The organism is Mucilaginibacter pineti, from assembly GCF_900101875.1.
In the GTDB taxonomy this organism is placed as follows: Bacteria; Bacteroidota; Bacteroidia; order Sphingobacteriales; family Sphingobacteriaceae; genus Mucilaginibacter; species Mucilaginibacter pineti.
The window spans coordinates 93,811-112,140 of record NZ_FNAI01000008.1 but is presented as its reverse complement, the minus strand read 5'-3'; the positions used below and the strand labels follow the sequence as shown (position 1 = coordinate 112,140).

Genomic DNA, 18,330 nt, shown 5'->3' with positions numbered 1-18,330 from the left:
TTACCAAAAAACAAACTTCGCCTATGACTTAAAAACTTACCAATCAATTATACCTATAATACGAATACCTATATGATGAGAAAAGCAGATGCGGCAGACCAGCCTTTGGTTGCCGGGATTTTAGCCCAGTCCTTTTCGGACAATTTGAGTGTGAATTATGTTACTGCTGGCACTGACCAGCAGCTGCGCAGAAGCGCATTAATGAACTACGCGGTAAAGGTATGTTCCCTATTTGGGGAGGTGCTGATCTCTGAAGATGCGCATGCCTGCGCCTTATTGCTTTACCCGGAGCAGAAGAAAACGACTTTTTTGTCGTTACTGTTAGATTTGGAACTGGTATGGAACTGTACCGGTATTTCAAAAGCATTAGCGGTAATGAAACGTGAAAAAGCCATCCATAGCTTACAGCTTTCCGGTCACAATGCTTACCTATGGTTTATCGGGGTGAACCCCCTGTTCCAGCACAAAGGGATCGGCTCGCGCCTTTTGTCCGAGGTGATCGCCTACTGCGAAAAGCAGCACCGGACGGTGATCCTGGAAACCTCCACTTTAAAAAATATTCCCTGGTACAAGTCTTTCGGCTTCCAAACCTATGCGACCCTTGACCTAGGCTACAAACTCTTTTTCCTGAAAAAGGAATTTTCTGCTACTGTTTCTAAGTTCTAATCGCCCATTCCTTCATGCGGCTTTTTGGAACAGAAATGCACCCGGTAACTGGGTTACTGGCTGCTATGGAATTGTTTTTACTTGGGGCGCAGCTGATGAGCTGGCTGTATTTTCCCAAAGACCGGCGCGGCCTCCTTTATGTCTGGCTGCTGGTGCTGATGATCCTGTACAACATCTTTGGCGGGTTCTTTCCTGATCCTTCGCTATCCTGGATTCACATCAAACTGCAAATGATGCTCGCCTGGGGCAGCGGATTCGCCGTTGCGGCTTACCTGCCGTATTACTTTTATGCGGCTTTTGAGCTTAAAAAGTTGAAATTCTTTGCTTTTAAAGGCATGCTGTTCTTTCTGGCCTTACCGTATTTCATCTTTTTTGTCGCCGAATACCACCTGTCTGAAGATATTGATTTTTCGATACGCTGGGGGCTGATCGCGCCGGCGCTTTATGGGGTTGCTTTTTTCTGGTATGCCTTTAAGGCCATTGGTGAACGCTACCGTGGGAACCTGGAATCCGAACGACTGGAAATGTACCTGACCTATATCGCGGTGCTACCCTGGATCTGTATGATCCCTTTTGGTTATTTCAGGGTGAGCCAGTTAACCGAAGTGTTGACTACCAATACCGGCTTTTTAGTCATTACGGCCATTTTAGCCGCCCGTTCGGTGCGGGAAAGACGGCAGCAGCGGGACGAAAAAGACCGGACCATTATCCTATTGAAACTTACGGCTGCTGAGATCTTTGAGGCGAATTGCCTGAAATTTGACATTACCCCCAGGGAGCGGGATATTCTGCAATACATCAAGCTGGGAATGACCAATAAAGAGATCGGCGAAAAGCTTTTTATTGCGGAAAAAACTGTAGGCAATAACCTGCAGAACCTGCACCTGAAAACGGGTGCTAAGACGCGAACGGAGCTGGTAAACATCCTTTTTACTGCGCTGTAAGGTGTGTTAGGGCAATTTACCCAGCCGGAAATTAAGGGCGTATGACTTATTGACGGGGATTCGGGGCAAGCGCATATTTGCCTCCCCCGTTAACGCTCTCACGCTCTCACGTTCTCTTAATATTGTCGCCTATGGAAAAAAGCTACTTATTGTTTCTGCTGTTGGTATCTCCGCCGCGATGGCGCAGAGCAGCAGGACGCTGATTAGAACAAGAAAGGTTATATGTATACAAAACCTTATGATGCCATGTATGAAGAGCTTAGCGCAAAACTCATTGAGCTGAGCCGAAGTGATGAAGACCGGGTAAAGTGGCTGCAGCAGGCCGTGGCACTGTGCTACGAATATATGAAGCGGCTGAAAAAGTATTTCCTGCGCAATGAACCAAAAACGCCCGCCGATGAAATGTGTTTTTTCAAAACGGTCAAGCCGCGCTTCAAGGCGCAACTGCTTTTTCACCAGGCCATCCTGGATATTGAAGGGCGCAGGCCGCCCGGCGGGGAGGCGCTGACAGGTCATTACCTGAATGAACTGGAAAGGCTGACCCATTATTTCTCCTCGAACTTAAGTTTCTATGATTATGTACGCCGGGAAAGTTCTCACCTGGATGATAAATATTATATACGGGGCATGTTTGATGTTTGCCTTTGCCCGCATGAAAATCTGGTGGATTTTGACGAATGCTTCAATACCAGCCATGACAGCAAACTGGCGCAGGTGCTGTCCAATGAAATGACCCTGAACTATCTGGAACGCCGCATCGAGCGGATCAACAAAAAAGAAGACGGAAGTTTTCTGGAAATGCTGGGCGAAGAGATCTATACCTGGACCGAGAACCAGGCGGCTTTTGTGGAACATTGTTACGGGCTGATCACCTCCAAAGCGGTCAACCATGGTAAGGTCGTGATGGCTGCCTTTATTCATTACCAGGAAAAGGTGTACCACACCACGGTCAAGAATTTCTACGGCACTTATAATGATTTGAGCGAGCGGGCGAACCAGACCCTGTTTACCGATAAGGTCAAACAATCGCTCATTGACCGGATGAATGAATAAACCGTGTTTTTAGCTATGAAAAGCAGTGTTTTTCAAAAACAGGGTATCCTACACGGGTATGGTCGGTTAGTCCGGCGGGACTTTCCGGCCAGTTTTGTACCACTGTCGCAATGGAGCGGCAGGGAAACACAAAACACTATGTTATCATCTATTTCCTGGCCGCAATATGCTGCCGCAATCCTTACCCTTACCGTCCTGTATTATGTTTATGTACTGCTGCGTTATTATCGCCCGGAGCTTTCAGGATTATTAAAGCGTGGCTTAAACCGCGCTGACCGTGACCCGAAGATCATCCCCTTGCATGGTGGCAGCCTGATGGGAAGTATATCACCCGATGCTGAAGGAACAGACATCGCAGGTTCCGACGAACTGGAATTTGCAGGTGATGAAGAAGAACCCGAGGTTGCCGCCCCAGCCGCAAAAGTGCCGATGAAAGTACAGACCACGCTGGAAGAAAAGGCCGCAGATTATGACCGGCTTCGTGAGGAAACCAAAGAGCTGATCAGTTATGCGGCGGCAGCCGGGGAAACCAAAGACGGTCTGCTTTCTTTGGTGGCGATCTACATCGACAAAGCAGAGCCCGAATACCGCGACAGCCTTTGCGCTTTTATATTGGCGCAATGCATGGAGAAATTCGATTTTGAAATTACGCCTGCCGATTTGCAGGAAAGCTTTAGCGAAAAGCAAAGTTTCAGCCAGCGTATCGGCCAGGGAATGCTGGCAGTATTGGGCTTTTTAATGCTTTGGAGTACTTCGGTTTTTTCTCAGGATGGGAATGCCGGGATCGCCGAAGCAACCAACAAAGTCAAGGGATATTTCGCTACGGGCTGTAATTTGATGTATGCCATTGGCGCAGTTTTGGGGCTGATCGGCGCTACGAAAGTTTACCAAAAATGGAATTCCGGCGATGGCGATACCGGCAAGGTAGCAGCAAGCTGGTTTGGCAGCTGTATTTTCCTGGTGGTAGTGGCAACGGTCTTACAATCATTTTTTGGGATATGAGCAGCGTCTATCAAATTAACAAAGGCGTGGGCCGGAGCCTGGAGTTCAAGGGGCTCCGCGCCCAGTACATCGGCTACCTCGCTGCAGGTTTAGTCCTATTGTTCCTGCTCTTTGCGGTACTGTACCTCTGCGGGGTGAACACCTGGGCTTGCCTGGTCATCATCGGCGCATCAGGCGGCGGCCTGTATATCGGCGTAGTCCGGATGAGCCACCGCTACGGGCAGTACGGCCTGATGAAAAAAATGGCCAAACAACGGATGCCGGGATACCTGTATTTCCGCTCGCGTAAACTATTCACCAAACTAAAGGAGGATTTATGACACCGATCGCTAAAATATTCCCGATCTATAAGGTGCAGCATGATGCGCTTATATCTGCCTGGGGCGACATTACCGTCGTTTACCAGGTGTCGCTGCCCGATATATTTACACTTTCGGGCGCTGATTACGAAACTTTTCACCAAAGCTTTATTAGGGCGATCAGGGTATTGCCCAAACACAGCATCTTTCATAAAAAAGATGTGTATACCAGGCAGAAGTATGCAGGTAGTGGTACTGAGCAAAGCTTTTTGGCGGATGCCGCCGAGCGTCATTTTAGCGGCAGGCAGTACCTGGATCATGTCTGTTATATCCTATTGACCAAAAAAGCCGAAGACCGCAAGGCTTGCAGCAGCGCCCTTTCCGGGCTGATGCGAAAAAGCATTGTCCCAAAGCAACTCACCGATGCCAAACTGTTCCCTGCCTTTTTAGAAAAGACCGGTCAGTTTGAGCGCATACTTTCTGACAGCGGGCTGATCGGTTTGCGTAAACTATCGGGCGATGAACTTGCCGGAACTGCGGATCAGGCGGGCTTGCTGGAATCCTACTGCTTTAATCTGGGCGCTGGCGAAAGACCGGTAATTAAGGACGTACACCTGAAAGAACGTTTACAAGTTGGCGACCAGATCGGCCAGCTTTTTACCCTGGGTGACGCAGAAGATTTGCCTGCGCTTTGCGGCAGCCGGATCGATTATGGTAAATACAGCACTGACCGTACCCGCTTTTCGGTGGGTTTTACTTCGGGCTTGGGTCTGCTTTTGGACTGTGATCATACCTATAACCAGTACATCTTTATTGAAGACGCGCAGAAAACGCTGAAAGGGCTCGAAGCTAAAAAAAGACGGCTGCAATCGCTTTCTGCTTATAGCAGGGAAAACGCCATTGCAAGGGATGCGACCAATGACTTTTTAAATGAGGCGATCAGCCAGGCAAGGCTGCCGGTAAAAGCGCATTTTAACGTTATTGCCTGGACCGACGACCGGGAACGCTTGCAGGAGATACGCAACCAGGTCAGTTCAGCGATGGCGCAGATCGGCGCTACGGCAAAGCAGGAAAGCGACGGCGCGGGACAAATCTGGTGGTCGGGCATTCCGGGCAACGCCGCAGATTTCCCGATGAATGACAGCTTTGATACCTTTTTAGAACAGGCAACCTGCTTTCTGAACTTGGAAAGCAATTACAGCAGCGATCCGCCGGAAAGCGGCATCCGATTTTGTGACCGCCTGAGCGGTAAGCCGGTCTATGCTGACCTGTTTGACGCGCCGCGCGAAAAAGGCATCACTTCCAATATGGGCATGCTGGTCTGCGGGACTTCGGGCGGCGGTAAGTCGATGACGGTAAATCATATCCTGCGTACCCTTTATGACCAGGGAGCGCACTGCGTAACGGTAGACATTGGCGGCAGCTATAAAGGGCTTTGCGAACTGGTCGGCGGCTATTACTTTACCTACGAGGAATCTAACCCCATCCAGTTCAATCCTTTCTATTTACCCGAAGGTCAAACCCTGGACACCGAAAAGAAAGAAAGCCTGAAAGCTTTGCTGGTAACCCTGTGGAAGCAGGAAGACCAGGCGCTGATCCGCAGTGAATATGTGGCGCTATCCAATGCGTTATCGGGTTATTACCGGCACCTTGCTGAACGCACAGAACTGTTCCCCTGCTTTGATACTTTCTATGAGTACCTGGAAAATGAGTATACCGAAGTATTAAAAGCACATAAGGTCCGTGACATCGATTTTGATATGGGCAGCTTTTTATATGTCCTGCGGCCGTATTATAAAGGCGGGGAATTTGATTACCTGCTCAATGCCCGCGAGAACCTGGACCTTTTGGGTCAGCGGTTTGTAGTGATAGAACTCGACCAGATCAAGGAGCATCCCATTTTATTTCCGGTGGTAACGCTCATTGTAATGGAAATGTTCCTTTCTAAAATGCGCAAGCTCAAAGGGATCCGCAAGGTATTAACTGTGGATGAGGCCTGGAAGGCGATCGCGAACTCCGGTATGGCGGGGTTCCTGCAATACGCCTTTAAAACCATCCGAAAGTTCAATGGGGTGCCTGTTGTCGTCACCCAGGAACTGGACGATCTGATCAGCTCGCCCATCATTAAAGATGCCATCATCAACAACGCCGACATCAAGATCATGATGGATATGCGCAAGTTCATGCACAAGTTTGATAAGTTACAGGATACCCTGGGGTTGTCCGATAAAGCAAAGACCATCCTGCTTTCTGTTAACAAGGACAACCGGGAGATCTTTGTAGACATCGGCGGGCAGGTGATGAAGGTGTACAAAAACGAGTTATGCGCGGAGGAATATTTGGCGTTTACCACCGAGGGCCGCGAACGTGTCCGGGTGCAACAGGCCGCCATTGAACATGGCAGTATGCAACAGGGTATTATTGCGCTGGCCGCCGAATCCAGAGAGCGTTCTGGTGAGCGTTCTGAACGTTCTCCAAAAACAAGCAATCTTCAATCCATAAATAAAAAATCAGAAAATCATGAAAACAATCCTTTTAATGCTGCTGCTTAGCGGCACCCTGCTTTTGGGCTGTAAAAACAAGCAGACCGAAAATTTCATTCCCGGCACCTACGTCAGCGAAACTGATGGCAAATACGGGAAAGCCAGCGACACGCTGACCATCATTGCCGACGGTGAAGACCGTTACCAGGTCAGCCGGAGTATCGGCGTGCAGTCCAAAAGGGACGGTAAGCTATTGCCGCTAAAACTCAAGCGAACCCACTGGCAGGGGATTTATGACCCCCAGCGAAAAGAGATCAGCGATAACGCCTTTGGCTTTGTGCTCCACTTTTCCCCGGACAGCGGCTTTTTGAAGCTGCAAACCGCGAGATTTAACAAGATTGATTAACCGCTTAAGCCAATTTCCTGCTCTCCATTAAGAGAGCAGGTCAGGCAGAAGCTAAATTGAAGATGATGAAAAACTATTGTAAAATAGTAATGCCGGTCAGCCTGATTGTGCTGCTGGTAAGTTTCTCGGCCGAAAAAGCCGATGCCCAGATCGCCATTGTGGAAGTGATTAAAGCGGGCGTAAAAAAAGTGATCAAGGCGGTAGACCTGAAGATCCAGCGCATGCAGAACGAAACCATCTGGCTGCAAAACGCGCAGAAGGTATTAGAAAACCAGCTCTCTAAATTCAAGCTCACCGAGATTGCCGATTGGTCAGAGAAGCAGCGCGAACTGTACGGCAAGTATTTCGAGGAACTAAATAAAGTAAAAGCGGCCATCGCTTATTACCAGCGCATCCGCGAGATCACCCTCAAACAGGCGCATATCGTCAGCGAATATAAAAGCGCTTTTTCCTTGTTCCGCCAGGATGAGCATTTCACCCTGCGGGAGGTTGGTTATATGGGTCAGGTCTATTCCGGCATACTGGAAGAAAGTGTAAAAAACCTGGATCAGCTGTTGCTGGTCATCAATTCCTTTAAAGTGCAGATGTCGGACGGCAAAAGACTGGAACTGATCGAGCAGGCGGCTGAGCGCATCGAAGGCAACTATAACGACCTGAAAAAGTTTAATGCCAGTAACGTGATGCTGGTTTATGCCAGGGCCAAATCCATTGAAGATACACGCCAGATCAGCCGCTTGTATGGGATCGCCAATTAAACTAGGGACAGCAGGCATCGTTTGCCTGATGCTCAGCTTTTCCTGTAGCCCGCTTTTTGCCCAGACCTGGGGCGAATGGCTGCGCCAGAAAAGCACGCAGAAAAAATACCTGTATACCCAGATCGCCGCTTTGCAGCTCTATGCTGGCTACCTTAAAAAAGGATATGAGATAGCGGGCGATGGCCTGTCTATTGTCCACAGCTTTAAAAATGGGGAATTTGGTTTACACCAGTTATACTTTGCTTCGCTGAAAGCAGTTAATCCTGCCATCCGTAACAGTCCCGGAGCTAGTGAGATCCTGGAAAACGCTGCACGTATCCAGTCGCTTTTTGCAGGGATTGGCGGGTTACAATTGCCCGATGACCACAAAGCTTATATTAAAACGGTAAGGGACAATCTCCTGCGCGAATGCGGCGATGACCTGGAAGAACTGGAAATTGTCATAACTCCCGGCAAAGCGGAAATGACCGACGATGAGCGGTTGGGGCGCTTGGAAAAACTGACAGTCGCTATGCAGGACAAGCTTGATTTCAGCCGTCACTTTTCTCAGCAGGTAAAAATGCTGGTTCAGCAGCGAAAAACAGAAACTAATTCCATTGATCACTTAAAGCAGTATTATGAAACCGATAAATAAATTAATTGTCCTGGCGCTTTTGCTGCTCGGTTTTGCCGGGCGCAGCCGCGCCCAGTCTTTCGAGGTGCAGCAGCTTTTACTGAACGCCGAAAAATTGACCCAGTTTAAGGCCATCCTGAGCGATATGAAACGCGGGTACCAGACGCTGACGACCGGTTATAACCTGGTCAAAAACGTATCGCAGGGAAATTTCTCTTTGCATGAGACTTTTTTAAACGGGCTCATGCTGGTCAGTCCTGAAGTGCGCAAATACCATAAGGTAGCGGACATTTTAAAAATGCAGTCTGATCTATTAAAATCGTATAAGACAGCATACAACCAGTTCAGGGAGGCAGGCAGCTTTTCAATGCAGGAAATCAAATACCTGGATGCAGTATACAGCCAGCTATTTAGCCAAAGCCTGCGGCACTTAGATGAACTTACGCTGGTCATCACTTCAGGCAAGCTGCGCATGAGCGATGAAGAGAGACTGACCGCCATTGACCGCATCTTTGAAGGCATGCAGGATAAGCTGGTCTTTTTACGGGACTTTAATAAAAAGACCGCCGTACTCGCTATCCAGCGAATAAAGGAACTCGAAAACCTGAATCGAAGTAAACAGCTCTACCAGATCAATTAATTCAAAACATCATGAAACCATCATGATTATCAAAAGCATATAGCAACAAATTAATCATGATAGCTTCATCACCGTTAAAAACAATATAAGACAGATGAAAACAAAATTAATGATAAGCACGATCCTCGTGCTGACAGGGATCGCTTTTCCCTTATTTTCCCAGGCGCAGGGCGTAGCCACCGATGTGCATAGCCTGCAATCGGTGCTGGATAATGTGTACAAAGAAATGCTGCCGCTTTGCGGCAGGCTGATTGGCGTTGCCCGTGGCATTGCCGGGTTTGGCGCCTTATGGTACATCGCTTCCAGGGTATGGCGGCATTTGGCAGCTGCCGAACCCATCGACTTTTACCCGCTGCTCAGGCCGTTCGGCATCGGCCTTGCGATCCTGCTGTTCCCTTCGGTTATTGCGCTGATGAACGGAATCTTGCAACCCATCTCCGACGCCACCGGCGGCATGGTGACTGATTCTAATCGTGCGATTGCGGCGCTATTAAAAAAGAAAGAGGACGCGATCAAAAAGTCAGAGACTTACCAAATGTACGTCGGCGACGATGGGCAGGGTGACCGCGCAGCCTGGTATAAGTACACGCATCCAGAAGACCAGGACGGCAGCAAGGAAGGTACATTTGAAAGTATCGGAAACGACGTAAAATTCTGGATGGACAAACAGAGCTACGCATTTCGCAACAACATCAAGCAATGGATGAGTGAAGTCCTTCAGGTGCTCTATGAAGCGGCAGCCCTTTGTATCAACACCATCCGTACCTTTTATCTGATCGTACTGGCGATATTGGGACCTTTGGTGTTCGGGCTATCCGTCTACGACGGCTTTTCCCATACCTTAACCGTCTGGATCGCCCGCTACGTCAATATTTTCCTGTGGCTGCCTGTAGCCAATATATTTGGATCCATCCTAGGAAAAATCCAGGAAAACATGCTCCGTTTGGATATTTCCCAGGTCCAGCAGGCTGGTGATACGTTCTTTTCGGCCACCGATACGGCGTATCTCATTTATATGGTGATCGGCATCATGGGTTATTTTACCGTACCCAGTGTTGCCAATTACATCGTTCATGCCGGTGGCGGAAACGGCCTGTTGCAAAAGGTCAATACCCTGGTCAGTACGACTTCTCATGCCACCACTGCCGCCGCTTCCGGTGGGGCCGGTATGGTGCGGGATGCAATCAACCCGAACATGCAGAAAATACAATTGGGTATGGCGGAAAACGGAGCCTCAGGTGGCTATTTCGGTAGCAATAACGACTACCAGAAAAATAAGCTCTCCGGCAATTAATCATTCATTTAAACAAGAAAAATCATGTTTTCACAACTCAAAAACATCGACACCGCTTTTAAGCACATCAGGGCATTTAGCCTGGTGCTGATCCTGTGCTGCGCCGCCATTTCCTGCTTTGCGATTTACCAAAGTTTCAGGGCCGCTGACAGTGCGCAAAACCGCATTTACATTTTATCCAATGGCAAGGCGCTGGAAGCGCTCACAGCGGGACGACGGGAAAATATCCCGGTTGAGGCCAAAGACCATATCGGTACTTTCCACCAGCTGTTCTTTAACCTTGACCCAGATGATAAGCTCATCACTGCCAATGTCAGTAAGGCATTGTATCTGGCCGATCATTCGGCAAAAGCCCAGTACGATGACCTGCGGGAAAGCGGGTATTATGCCAGCCTGGTTTCCGGCAACATCAGCCAGGAAATTACCATTGACAGCGTGCAGCTTGACATTAACCAATATCCCTACCATTTCCGCTGTTATGCCACACAGCGCCTGATCCGGGCTACCGCAAAAACAACCCGAAGTTTGGTGACCCAGGGTTATCTGCGCAATGTGGCACGCAGTGACAATAATCCGCATGGCTTTTTGATCCAGCAATGGGAAACCATTTTGAATAGCGACCAAATTAAAAAGGGGGAATAACCATGTTTAGCAAGAAACAAAAAACAAGCAGCACCAACGCTGCTAACAAAACGGCAAACCGGATCGCTGCCAGCTTTGTCCGCAGGCAGCGCATGCTTGCAGATCGCCTAAGCAAATTTGCAGGTCGGTTTAACCGCAGGCAGCAAATGATCGCGCTGACCGCGTTTTGCCTGCTCTTTGGCAGCTATTGCCTGTACCTGATCTGCCATTCCATTTACTAACAAAAAAAATAGAAACATCATGAGAACACAACAATTAAACGCGCAGCAACTGCGCCACCGCAAATTCCTATTGGTATTGCCATTATTAATCCTGCCATTCCTGACAATGGCCTTTAAAGCAATGGATGGCGGTAAAGGCGATCCTAAAACTGCGGTCGTGCAAAGCAAAGGTTTGAATACCACACTGCCCGGCGCTGAAATAGCTGAAGAAAAGAATGCCGATAAGATGAGCATTTATGACCAGGCGGTTAAAGATTCGCTGAGAAACGATGACAATAATTTTAGCGGGCTGCATTTTAGCACTGAAAACCCAGCGGACAAACAGGAGCAGCAGATCAGCGAAAGGCTGAGCCGCATTTCCGAGGAACTGAACAAACCTCAAAGTTATGGCAGCCCCGCTGATCCCCATAAGTATAGCGCTTACAAAGACAGTGGCAGCGCGGAAGTCGAGCGGCTGGAAAAGCTGATAAAAACCATGGGTTCCGGCAAAGAAGCTGATCCTGAAATGGAGCAATTGGCAGGCGTACTGCAAAAGATCCAGGAGATACAAAACCCGAAATTAGTAAAAAATAAGGTGGCATCGGTTCCGGCAAAACCTGATAGCACCTACCACGCCATTCCTGCGGCCATTGAAGGCGACCAGAAAGTGGTGCAGGGCGCAGTCGTAAAGATCCGTTTGCTGGACAGCATGTCGCTCAAAGGCCAGCAGATCCCAAAAGGACTATTGCTGTTCGGTACCTGCCAGATCACCAACCAGCGACTGATGCTGAACATTAAAAACATCCGTTTAGGCACTTCCATTGTCCCGGTCGATCTGTCGGTTTACGACCAGCGTGACGCGATGGAAGGCATCGATGCACCGGATGCGGAACTGCTTGAAGCCGCAGGTGGCGGCGCCTCCGATGCTTTGCAAAGTATTCAGTTATTATCAATGGATCAGTCCATCGGCACCCAGGCAGCCGGGGCAGGCATCCAGGCCGCAAAAGGATTGTTTAGTAAAAAAGTAAAACGCATCAAGGTAAAGCTGCATGCCGGTTACCCCGTACTGCTGCGCAATAACAGACCGAACCAGTAAATCATTTATCCACTAAATTCAAGATCATGAACAACGAAAATATAGAATTCTTAAGCAATAACGTCAAATATCTCGGCTTTGAGGAAAAGGTGAGTAAGGATATGACCGATCAGATCAGCCAAGGCAAAAACGAGTTCAGCATCGGCACCAATCATGCCCATTTTGCAAACTCAGTCGATTATAACCTGCATTTTAAAAAGTCTGAACAGACCGACCGCTATTTCCTGAACCGTTATGATGCTACCCTGAAAAACGGTAACCCGGAGGAAGACCGTTCTCAAACCTTTTACATCAAAAACAGTAAAGGCATTACCGCGAAGGAAGCCTTTAATCTATTGGAAGGCCGCTTTGTGTACAAGGAAATGCTAAACAAGGAGCAGGAAAAATACCACGCCCGCTTAAAGCTGGATTTTGACAAAAAAGACGATAAGGATAATCACAAGTACATCCGCTATTCAGATTCCTACGGCTATAAGCTGGAAGACACTTTGGCCAAAGTACCGATCCGGGAAATGCAGGACGCGCAGCAAAAAGCAAACTTGATTAAATCCCTTGACCGGGGCAATTTGCAGCAGGTACAGATCGACACCGAGCAAAACCCAGGCAAGTATTATATCACCCCTGATCCGGTCAAAGGGCTGCGCATCTTTAACGAGCGCATGCAGCCGGTCGAGCATAAAAACCTTGGCTTAAATCTGCATTTCAAAAAGCAGCAGTCCGAAAAGAAAGCAGAAACAGTAAAAGAGCAGCAAAGTCCGAAACAAACCAAGCGCCAATCCCAAAAAGCTACTGAGGGAGAAACCGGAAAAAAGCAAAGCAAGGGGCAAAAAATGAAAGCCGCTTAAGATAAACAGGCGGAAGAGGAAGCGGCGTTAACGGGAGCGTTTGGCCGCCAGCAATACGCCTGTCTGACGGGGATAACCCAAAACAGTACAGCCAGCGTTCGCTGGCTGTACTGTTTATAAATTAGCCTGATTTTTTATAGTCAGCTTAAGCTGATTATCTTTATACCACAAATTAAATCCATGTTTGAACCCATATCCGTTAGAGCCTATATTTACCTGTATGTCGCTAATAACCCTTCCGAAAAAAAACAGGAGGTAGAAGAACGCATCCGCGAAACCCTCAGCGTTGCCCTTTCAGGCAAAAAATGCAGTTGCGGCAATCCCATTTGGGTAGTCGGCGGCGCCGATGCCGGTCACTACTGCTTTACCTGCATTACCGGTGAAACAATACCAAAAGATGATTACGAGATCGACGAACACCTGAACTACCTTAAAGCTCAATCTAACACTTAGTAAATGCTATTTTTTAGCTGGTCATTACTTAGGAGCATAAGAAAGGCAATACTTTGATTATCCAAAATGCGTTATAGATCAAACTTATCATAAACATCAATTAACCAAATATTATGGAAGAACTGAACCATATCGCACTGTACATAACGCATAACATGAACTTCACACAGGCAGCCAGAACCATTGACAAAAAGCCAAATGCGTTTCGTATGAAGTTCCTTAGTGAGTTAAAAGTGCTTTGTTATCATACCGGCTACGCATTAAAAGATTTCTGGAATCCCGAACTTAAATACAAATCGGCGGAATTAAAACAAGTGCTTGATCTTTACAACCTCATCTATACTGCTGACGGCGATTTGCGGGATAACCTGGAATTGATCGGCTTTACATTTTACCCCGACAATACACCGGAAACGGAAAGGCTTCCTGCCAAAAGCCGATATACCGGTTCCTATAAATATGATGATGTAGAGACCAACTTAAACCTTCAGGTAACCTGGCAGGACTGGCGGTTATACGATGGCAATAACCAGGACAAAGCTTTAGCGCAGGGCAAGGTCAAAGACCTGGATATACGCTCAGCAGTAGCACTTCTGATCACCTGGGGCAAAAACAGTAACCTGATCATGGCGTAAAACTATTGAATTGAATATTTCAATTTAAGGGCAAGCTTTCTACATAGCTTGCCTTTTTTTACATCATTAGTTTCTCCTTACCTCTTATCATGCAATACCGAAAATGCTTCCCTGCAACTCTGGTCATACCTGCTCAGGATTTCCCTATAATCTTTGCGATGGTCCAAATCCGCAAGCAGCGAAATTAGTCCTTGCATATTCGTTAAGGCATTGCTTAATTTATTGATTAGTTCTGCTTCCGGCTGCTTTGGATGTTGTAGCATAGCGATCATCTCCCTGCCCACGTCGATCAGCCGAACCGCACCCACAAAAGTTTCATTTTCAAAAACAGGAAGATGATCTGTTACGGATTGCTGCATCAACTCAAAAGCCTCGATAACTGTATTTTCAGGACTTAAGTGCGGTTTGATGAACTCGCTGTCCAGTACCAACCTGAAAGGCGGGTAAGGCACATCTTTCATCGTAATGATACCGATCACCTTAGAATCTTCATCGGCGACAGCCAGAAAGGATTGATCCTTTAGCCATTCGGCTACTTCATGCATTTCTTCACTGGCACAGATCGTAGTGAAGTTCTTAACAATGATGTTTTCAATTTTCATAGTAAAATACAAATGGTGAGGCAAACCCGTCCGCTAAAGAGGTACTGGTATACCCATGCACGAAACGAGCCGCCCCACCATTCGCATGATGCGGAAAACGCTCCCCGTGCATTTAAAAATTACCAGTTTTCTTTAGCGAGGATTGCAAACGCAATTTTTTTCAATAAAATTCTTTACCAGAGCCACCCCTTGGGCAACTGCTGATCCGGTACAAAAGTATATATTTTTACTTGAAGATTAGCAGTAGTTCAGTTCAGCCACTTCACCGCTATTCAAAACCATCCTTGTCAGAGGTATGGCTTAAAAGAAACTCTTTCCGGCGATCTCTGAAATCATTAAAAAACCCAAACTGCAAATGCCGGTTCATGCCTGGTGAGAAAAACGCCAGCCCTTTCACCCGCATTTCCATCCGCGCAGCAGAAGTACCATCGTACCTCCCGGTACACCTGCTTTTTATCCCGCACGTGAGATTGTAAATCATTTTGGCAACTCGTCATTTTCAGGCGAAATGGGAAAAAGGACGCGAAGTTGCGCACCTCATGGGATAGCTATTGCCAATTGCAAAAGACTACGGCATAAGCGGTTTCCTCCCCAGAGGGTCCCCTCCAATTATTCCGTTTCCTTTTGCTTTTTGGGTGCGCCTTCTGGGTGCTTTCTTTTTCCCTTTTCTTTTGAAAATAAACTTTAGTGGAAATCAGCGGGAAAAGGATTAACAGATTTTTTAAACATTAAAAACAAAAAAATGAAAACAAATCAAAATGCAAACGGCGCAGTACAAGGTACAATCGCTAAAACTACCGAAGTAGCAAAATCAACCATCCGTCCAAACCTGAACCTAAAAGACGCAAAAAATGAACCTGCAAAAGATGAAAAGCCTGTCCAAACTCCGCAGGGAGAGAAAACCGAAACTGCTGGCATTAAGACCGCAAATTCCCCAGAGACGTCGCACGAATCCTTTAAACCAGCGGGAGAACCCCAAAAGCCCGAATTAAAACTGGATGATAAACTAAAGGCACTAGGTGATTTGCACCGCATCAGCGTTCAGCGCATCAACCTGTTAGGCCGTATTGCAGAACTGGAAAGATTCGAGATAGCGCAGGCCGCAGAAGCGGACGAACTGGAAGCAAACCCGTATCAGGGTTGCAAACTGATTATTGAAGATGACAAAGGGAGAAAGTTTGTCACCAACACGCCCAACCTGATCCGTATGGTGGCGCAGTTCATTTTTGAGGCTTGCGAAGCCAAAAGAAAAGAACTGGAAGCCAAAATTGTATTTCCAGCCTAAAAACCAGTATCGCCCTTGCAGGTAGCAGGGGCGGTTTTTTTCATTAACCATTTTAAAAATCATCACCATGTTAGACGCATTTATAGAATACCTGAACGGCATCTATTACGAGGGTTACGCCGAAAACTTCAAAGAAGATAATCCCGATACCTTTTACCAGCAATTCGTCCAGTTCGTTAACGATTACCGCTAAAGCCATGAGATACGAAACAATGTTTATAATGGTCCGTGTGTCGGTACACACGCACCATGACAGCTTAGCCGATATGGTAAGCGAAATAGAAAGCAGTTCACTGGTTACCTTGAAGGACACCCCAAAAGTTAAGATACTGGAAACAGAGATTTTACTGTCAAGGGTACGCAATCCAAAGGTGAACCGAACCTCTGTTAAAGGTTAAGCTTATGCAGTGGTTTAAAGAATGCAGGACACTGGACGAGGTTAAAGCCCTGTATAAGAAATTAGCAAAACAATATCACCCTGACCTTGGGGGTGATAATGAAACCATGCAACAGATAAATGTCGCTTACTCAAGAGCCTGCGCAACAGCCATTAAAAACGATGGCAAATTTACAGCCGAAGAGGCCGAAGAAGAAATCCGATTTTCCGAAGAATATAGGGAAGCTATAGAAAAAATCATCCATTTGGAAGGCATTACTATCGAACTGGTCGGCAACTGGGTTTGGGTAACGGGTGGTACAAGGGTACATAAGGACACCCTTAAATCAGCAGGGTATTATTTTGCATCTAAAAAGTTAGCCTGGTATTTCCGAACAGGGGAATACAAAGTTAAAAACGGTGGCAAAAAAAGCCTGGATGAAATCAGGGCAAAGTATGGCGCCGAAGTAGTTAAAAGAAACGCAGGCACAGGCAGGCAGTATTTAAAACGCTAATAAGTTCATTAAAGGGGACGGTTTCGTCCCCTTTTAAATTTCAAAAAACTATGCTATCACATATAGACACAAACGGCCTTTTGCTTTTAGCTATCGGTTTATTGATCCGTTATATCGTCGGTTACCTGCGGTTTAACCGCAGAAATTTAGCGGGGTTGCAAATATATTCCAGCTATTTTAAAGGGATCATCTGTAAATCGCTGGAGGCGCTGATAAATATTTGTGGGCTATTAATGGTGGTAGCTGGCGCAATACTCATCTTGATAAAGATGTAAAAACACCTTTAAATCTTAAAAATTCGGGCGCGGCCCCCTTTGGGGGCACCCTTACTGCAATAGATTTTAAATAATATGATAACGACTTGTAATATCCATTGAATCCCGAACGTAAACCTAACTGAGACAGAATATCAGTATAACATCTCGATACGATTTTTTACATGTTTACTCTCGTCACGTCTCCAATCAGAATTGGTTTTAATTTCATGCTCCTTATCCTTTTGAACCAGTTTAAACCAGCTTAATGCCGGAATCATTCCATTAGAATGCAACTCTAATCTAATGACAAACTCATCTTTTGGCTTCCTGTGGTTATTGATATATTGACTTAGTACTGCTGGTGTAACATCAACCTCACTGGCAAATTCCTTGTCTTTTTTATCTTGTCTGCTAACATATTCATTGAGAAAATATCCAAAATTAAGCGATTCCTTATAGTCGTTACTACCTATATAATCCTCTAACTGAAATTTTAGCTGTAACAACTTTGAAAATATTTTTTCTCTTGGTGAGCGGTTTTCAAATTCCTTGCGACGGTTTGCCCAAAATTCCTTATCTGCCTGCTTATCTTCCTCAGTTACAGGCTTATTATCTTGTGAAAAAATAAAAGCGTCAGCCAGTTCATCGTCGCTGAATTTTGAAATGTCAATAACCTGATATTTTTTATTTTTCTTTTCCATCTTGATAGTACTTATGAATTAAATCCAATGAATTTTTCCCTTCGGAAATAAGAAATAACTTCGTTGAAATCAAATTGTATTTTTCTTTATAATGATCACTGATCAGCGTTTTTGGCTTTAAACAGATAAATCCTTGATACCCCACTGTAAAAGCCTCTTTGCAGGCAAACGCAATCATACATCCCGCGATTCGTTCATACTTCCGCTCTTTTCCTTTATTGTCTTTAGAAACGGCAATCAGACGTATCTCCATTGCAAGATCATCCGGTCTTTCAATGAGTGAAATCAACCCCAACGGTTCTTGTATGCCTTCTCCGGTCAATTTGTACACACTGTTCGCCTTTTCTTTATTCCAGTTAAAATCAAATCTCTTACTCTTGTTAATCAGGGCAATTTCTTTGGCATCTATCTTAGTAATAGAGACCCGAACTTCTTCGCCCGTATCGCTTGCTTTTACATACATTGCTTCTCAAATATACATAAAGTTTACCAAATAAGTAAACTTTAAAAGTAATTAATTTTGTTAAATCGGAGACTTTTTGCCTCAATGATTATCATGCATTTATAC

Annotated in this window: 26 protein-coding genes; 22 read left to right on the top strand and 4 right to left on the bottom strand. The window is 46.3% G+C overall.

What is annotated here, in order from left to right:
• The first annotated feature begins 72 nt into the window (after positions 1 to 72).
• The 17 genes from BLS59_RS17520 (at position 73) to BLS59_RS17440 (ending at position 14,026) form a co-directional block, all read left to right on the top strand.
• Positions 73 to 666 carry a GNAT family N-acetyltransferase gene (locus tag BLS59_RS17520; protein ID WP_240315261.1) on the top strand — a complete coding sequence of 198 codons (594 nt, stop codon included), beginning with the start codon at positions 73 to 75 and terminating at the stop codon, positions 664 to 666.
• A gap of 35 nt (positions 667 to 701) precedes the next feature.
• Positions 702 to 1,610: a response regulator transcription factor gene (locus BLS59_RS17515; protein ID WP_162842674.1), complete on the top strand. Its 909-nt coding sequence runs from the start codon at positions 702 to 704 to the stop codon at positions 1,608 to 1,610.
• A 222-nt stretch (positions 1,611 to 1,832) separates the two neighbouring features.
• Positions 1,833 to 2,663, top strand: a complete 831-nt coding sequence (locus BLS59_RS17510) for an RteC domain-containing protein (RefSeq protein WP_091150983.1) — start codon at positions 1,833 to 1,835, stop codon at positions 2,661 to 2,663.
• A gap of 714 nt (positions 2,664 to 3,377) precedes the next feature.
• On the top strand, positions 3,378 to 3,665 hold the full coding sequence (locus BLS59_RS17505; RefSeq protein WP_091151248.1) for a DUF4134 domain-containing protein: 288 nt from the start codon (positions 3,378 to 3,380) through the stop codon (positions 3,663 to 3,665).
• The gene (locus BLS59_RS17500) at positions 3,662 to 3,985 is read left to right on the top strand and encodes a DUF4133 domain-containing protein (RefSeq protein ID WP_091150981.1); all 324 of its coding nucleotides are present in this window, start codon (positions 3,662 to 3,664) and stop codon (positions 3,983 to 3,985) included. Before BLS59_RS17505 ends, BLS59_RS17500 begins: the two co-directional genes overlap by 4 nt.
• A complete protein-coding gene (locus BLS59_RS17495) occupies positions 3,982 to 6,516 on the top strand; it encodes a TraG family conjugative transposon ATPase (protein WP_091150979.1) in 2,535 nt (844 codons plus the stop codon). The genes BLS59_RS17500 and BLS59_RS17495 overlap by 4 nt, the downstream gene beginning before the upstream one ends.
• Positions 6,485 to 6,853 (top strand): hypothetical protein, encoded by a 369-nt coding sequence (locus BLS59_RS17490; protein ID WP_091150977.1) that lies wholly within the window; start codon positions 6,485 to 6,487, stop codon positions 6,851 to 6,853. Before BLS59_RS17495 ends, BLS59_RS17490 begins: the two co-directional genes overlap by 32 nt.
• Positions 6,854 to 6,915: 62 nt before the next feature.
• Positions 6,916 to 7,608, top strand: coding sequence for a conjugal transfer protein TraI (locus BLS59_RS17485; protein WP_317039770.1), 693 nt, complete (start codon positions 6,916 to 6,918; stop codon positions 7,606 to 7,608).
• Positions 7,592 to 8,242 (top strand): hypothetical protein, encoded by a 651-nt coding sequence (locus BLS59_RS17480; RefSeq protein WP_143014155.1) that lies wholly within the window; start codon positions 7,592 to 7,594, stop codon positions 8,240 to 8,242. The genes BLS59_RS17485 and BLS59_RS17480 overlap by 17 nt, the downstream gene beginning before the upstream one ends.
• Positions 8,226 to 8,861, top strand: coding sequence for a hypothetical protein (locus BLS59_RS17475; protein WP_091150972.1), 636 nt, complete (start codon positions 8,226 to 8,228; stop codon positions 8,859 to 8,861). Before BLS59_RS17480 ends, BLS59_RS17475 begins: the two co-directional genes overlap by 17 nt.
• A gap of 94 nt (positions 8,862 to 8,955) precedes the next feature.
• On the top strand, positions 8,956 to 10,155 hold the full coding sequence (gene traJ / locus BLS59_RS17470) for a conjugative transposon protein TraJ (protein ID WP_091150970.1): 1,200 nt from the start codon (positions 8,956 to 8,958) through the stop codon (positions 10,153 to 10,155).
• Between the two features lie 24 nt (positions 10,156 to 10,179).
• Positions 10,180 to 10,797 carry a conjugative transposon protein TraK gene (gene traK, locus BLS59_RS17465; RefSeq protein WP_091150968.1) on the top strand — a complete coding sequence of 206 codons (618 nt, stop codon included), beginning with the start codon at positions 10,180 to 10,182 and terminating at the stop codon, positions 10,795 to 10,797.
• A 2-nt stretch (positions 10,798 to 10,799) separates the two neighbouring features.
• Positions 10,800 to 11,018: a hypothetical protein gene (locus BLS59_RS17460; protein ID WP_091150965.1), complete on the top strand. Its 219-nt coding sequence runs from the start codon at positions 10,800 to 10,802 to the stop codon at positions 11,016 to 11,018.
• A 19-nt stretch (positions 11,019 to 11,037) separates the two neighbouring features.
• Complete coding sequence (traM, locus tag BLS59_RS17455; protein WP_091150963.1) at positions 11,038 to 12,093, top strand: conjugative transposon protein TraM; 1,056 nt, start codon at positions 11,038 to 11,040, stop codon at positions 12,091 to 12,093.
• A gap of 26 nt (positions 12,094 to 12,119) precedes the next feature.
• Positions 12,120 to 12,938: a hypothetical protein gene (locus BLS59_RS17450; RefSeq protein WP_091150961.1), complete on the top strand. Its 819-nt coding sequence runs from the start codon at positions 12,120 to 12,122 to the stop codon at positions 12,936 to 12,938.
• Positions 12,939 to 13,118: 180 nt separating this feature from the next.
• Positions 13,119 to 13,391, top strand: a complete 273-nt coding sequence (locus BLS59_RS17445; RefSeq protein WP_091150959.1) for a hypothetical protein — start codon at positions 13,119 to 13,121, stop codon at positions 13,389 to 13,391.
• Between the two features lie 113 nt (positions 13,392 to 13,504).
• Positions 13,505 to 14,026, top strand: coding sequence for a hypothetical protein (locus tag BLS59_RS17440; RefSeq protein WP_091150957.1), 522 nt, complete (start codon positions 13,505 to 13,507; stop codon positions 14,024 to 14,026).
• Positions 14,027 to 14,103: 77 nt separating this feature from the next.
• On the opposite strand, the gene BLS59_RS17435 is transcribed toward BLS59_RS17440, so the two are convergent.
• Both BLS59_RS17435 and BLS59_RS17430 read right to left on the bottom strand, forming a co-directional pair.
• Positions 14,104 to 14,628 carry a CBS domain-containing protein gene (locus BLS59_RS17435; RefSeq protein WP_091150955.1) on the bottom strand — a complete coding sequence of 175 codons (525 nt, stop codon included), beginning with the start codon at positions 14,626 to 14,628 and terminating at the stop codon, positions 14,104 to 14,106.
• A 268-nt stretch (positions 14,629 to 14,896) separates the two neighbouring features.
• Positions 14,897 to 15,109 carry a hypothetical protein gene (locus BLS59_RS17430; RefSeq protein ID WP_091150953.1) on the bottom strand — a complete coding sequence of 71 codons (213 nt, stop codon included), beginning with the start codon at positions 15,107 to 15,109 and terminating at the stop codon, positions 14,897 to 14,899.
• Positions 15,110 to 15,370: 261 nt separating this feature from the next.
• Between BLS59_RS17430 and BLS59_RS17425 the strand changes: the two genes are divergently transcribed.
• The 5 genes from BLS59_RS17425 to BLS59_RS17410 all read left to right on the top strand — a co-directional run bounded on the left by BLS59_RS17425 (position 15,371) and on the right by BLS59_RS17410 (position 17,079).
• A complete protein-coding gene (locus tag BLS59_RS17425; protein ID WP_091150951.1) occupies positions 15,371 to 15,913 on the top strand; it encodes a hypothetical protein in 543 nt (180 codons plus the stop codon).
• A gap of 67 nt (positions 15,914 to 15,980) precedes the next feature.
• Positions 15,981 to 16,106: a hypothetical protein gene (locus BLS59_RS32525; RefSeq protein WP_262492959.1), complete on the top strand. Its 126-nt coding sequence runs from the start codon at positions 15,981 to 15,983 to the stop codon at positions 16,104 to 16,106.
• 4 nt (positions 16,107 to 16,110) lie between these two features.
• The gene (locus tag BLS59_RS17420; RefSeq protein ID WP_143014154.1) at positions 16,111 to 16,311 is read left to right on the top strand and encodes a hypothetical protein; all 201 of its coding nucleotides are present in this window, start codon (positions 16,111 to 16,113) and stop codon (positions 16,309 to 16,311) included.
• Between the two features lie 4 nt (positions 16,312 to 16,315).
• Positions 16,316 to 16,804: a J domain-containing protein gene (locus BLS59_RS17415; protein ID WP_091150948.1), complete on the top strand. Its 489-nt coding sequence runs from the start codon at positions 16,316 to 16,318 to the stop codon at positions 16,802 to 16,804.
• A 50-nt stretch (positions 16,805 to 16,854) separates the two neighbouring features.
• Complete coding sequence (locus BLS59_RS17410; protein ID WP_091150946.1) at positions 16,855 to 17,079, top strand: hypothetical protein; 225 nt, start codon at positions 16,855 to 16,857, stop codon at positions 17,077 to 17,079.
• 134 nt (positions 17,080 to 17,213) lie between these two features.
• On the opposite strand, the gene BLS59_RS17405 is transcribed toward BLS59_RS17410, so the two are convergent.
• Both BLS59_RS17405 and BLS59_RS17400 read right to left on the bottom strand, forming a co-directional pair.
• Positions 17,214 to 17,762, bottom strand: a complete 549-nt coding sequence (locus BLS59_RS17405) for a helix-turn-helix domain-containing protein (RefSeq protein WP_091150944.1) — start codon at positions 17,760 to 17,762, stop codon at positions 17,214 to 17,216.
• Positions 17,746 to 18,225, bottom strand: a complete 480-nt coding sequence (locus tag BLS59_RS17400; protein WP_091150942.1) for a hypothetical protein — start codon at positions 18,223 to 18,225, stop codon at positions 17,746 to 17,748. Before BLS59_RS17400 ends, BLS59_RS17405 begins: the two co-directional genes overlap by 17 nt.
• Positions 18,226 to 18,330: the final 105 nt, after the last annotated feature.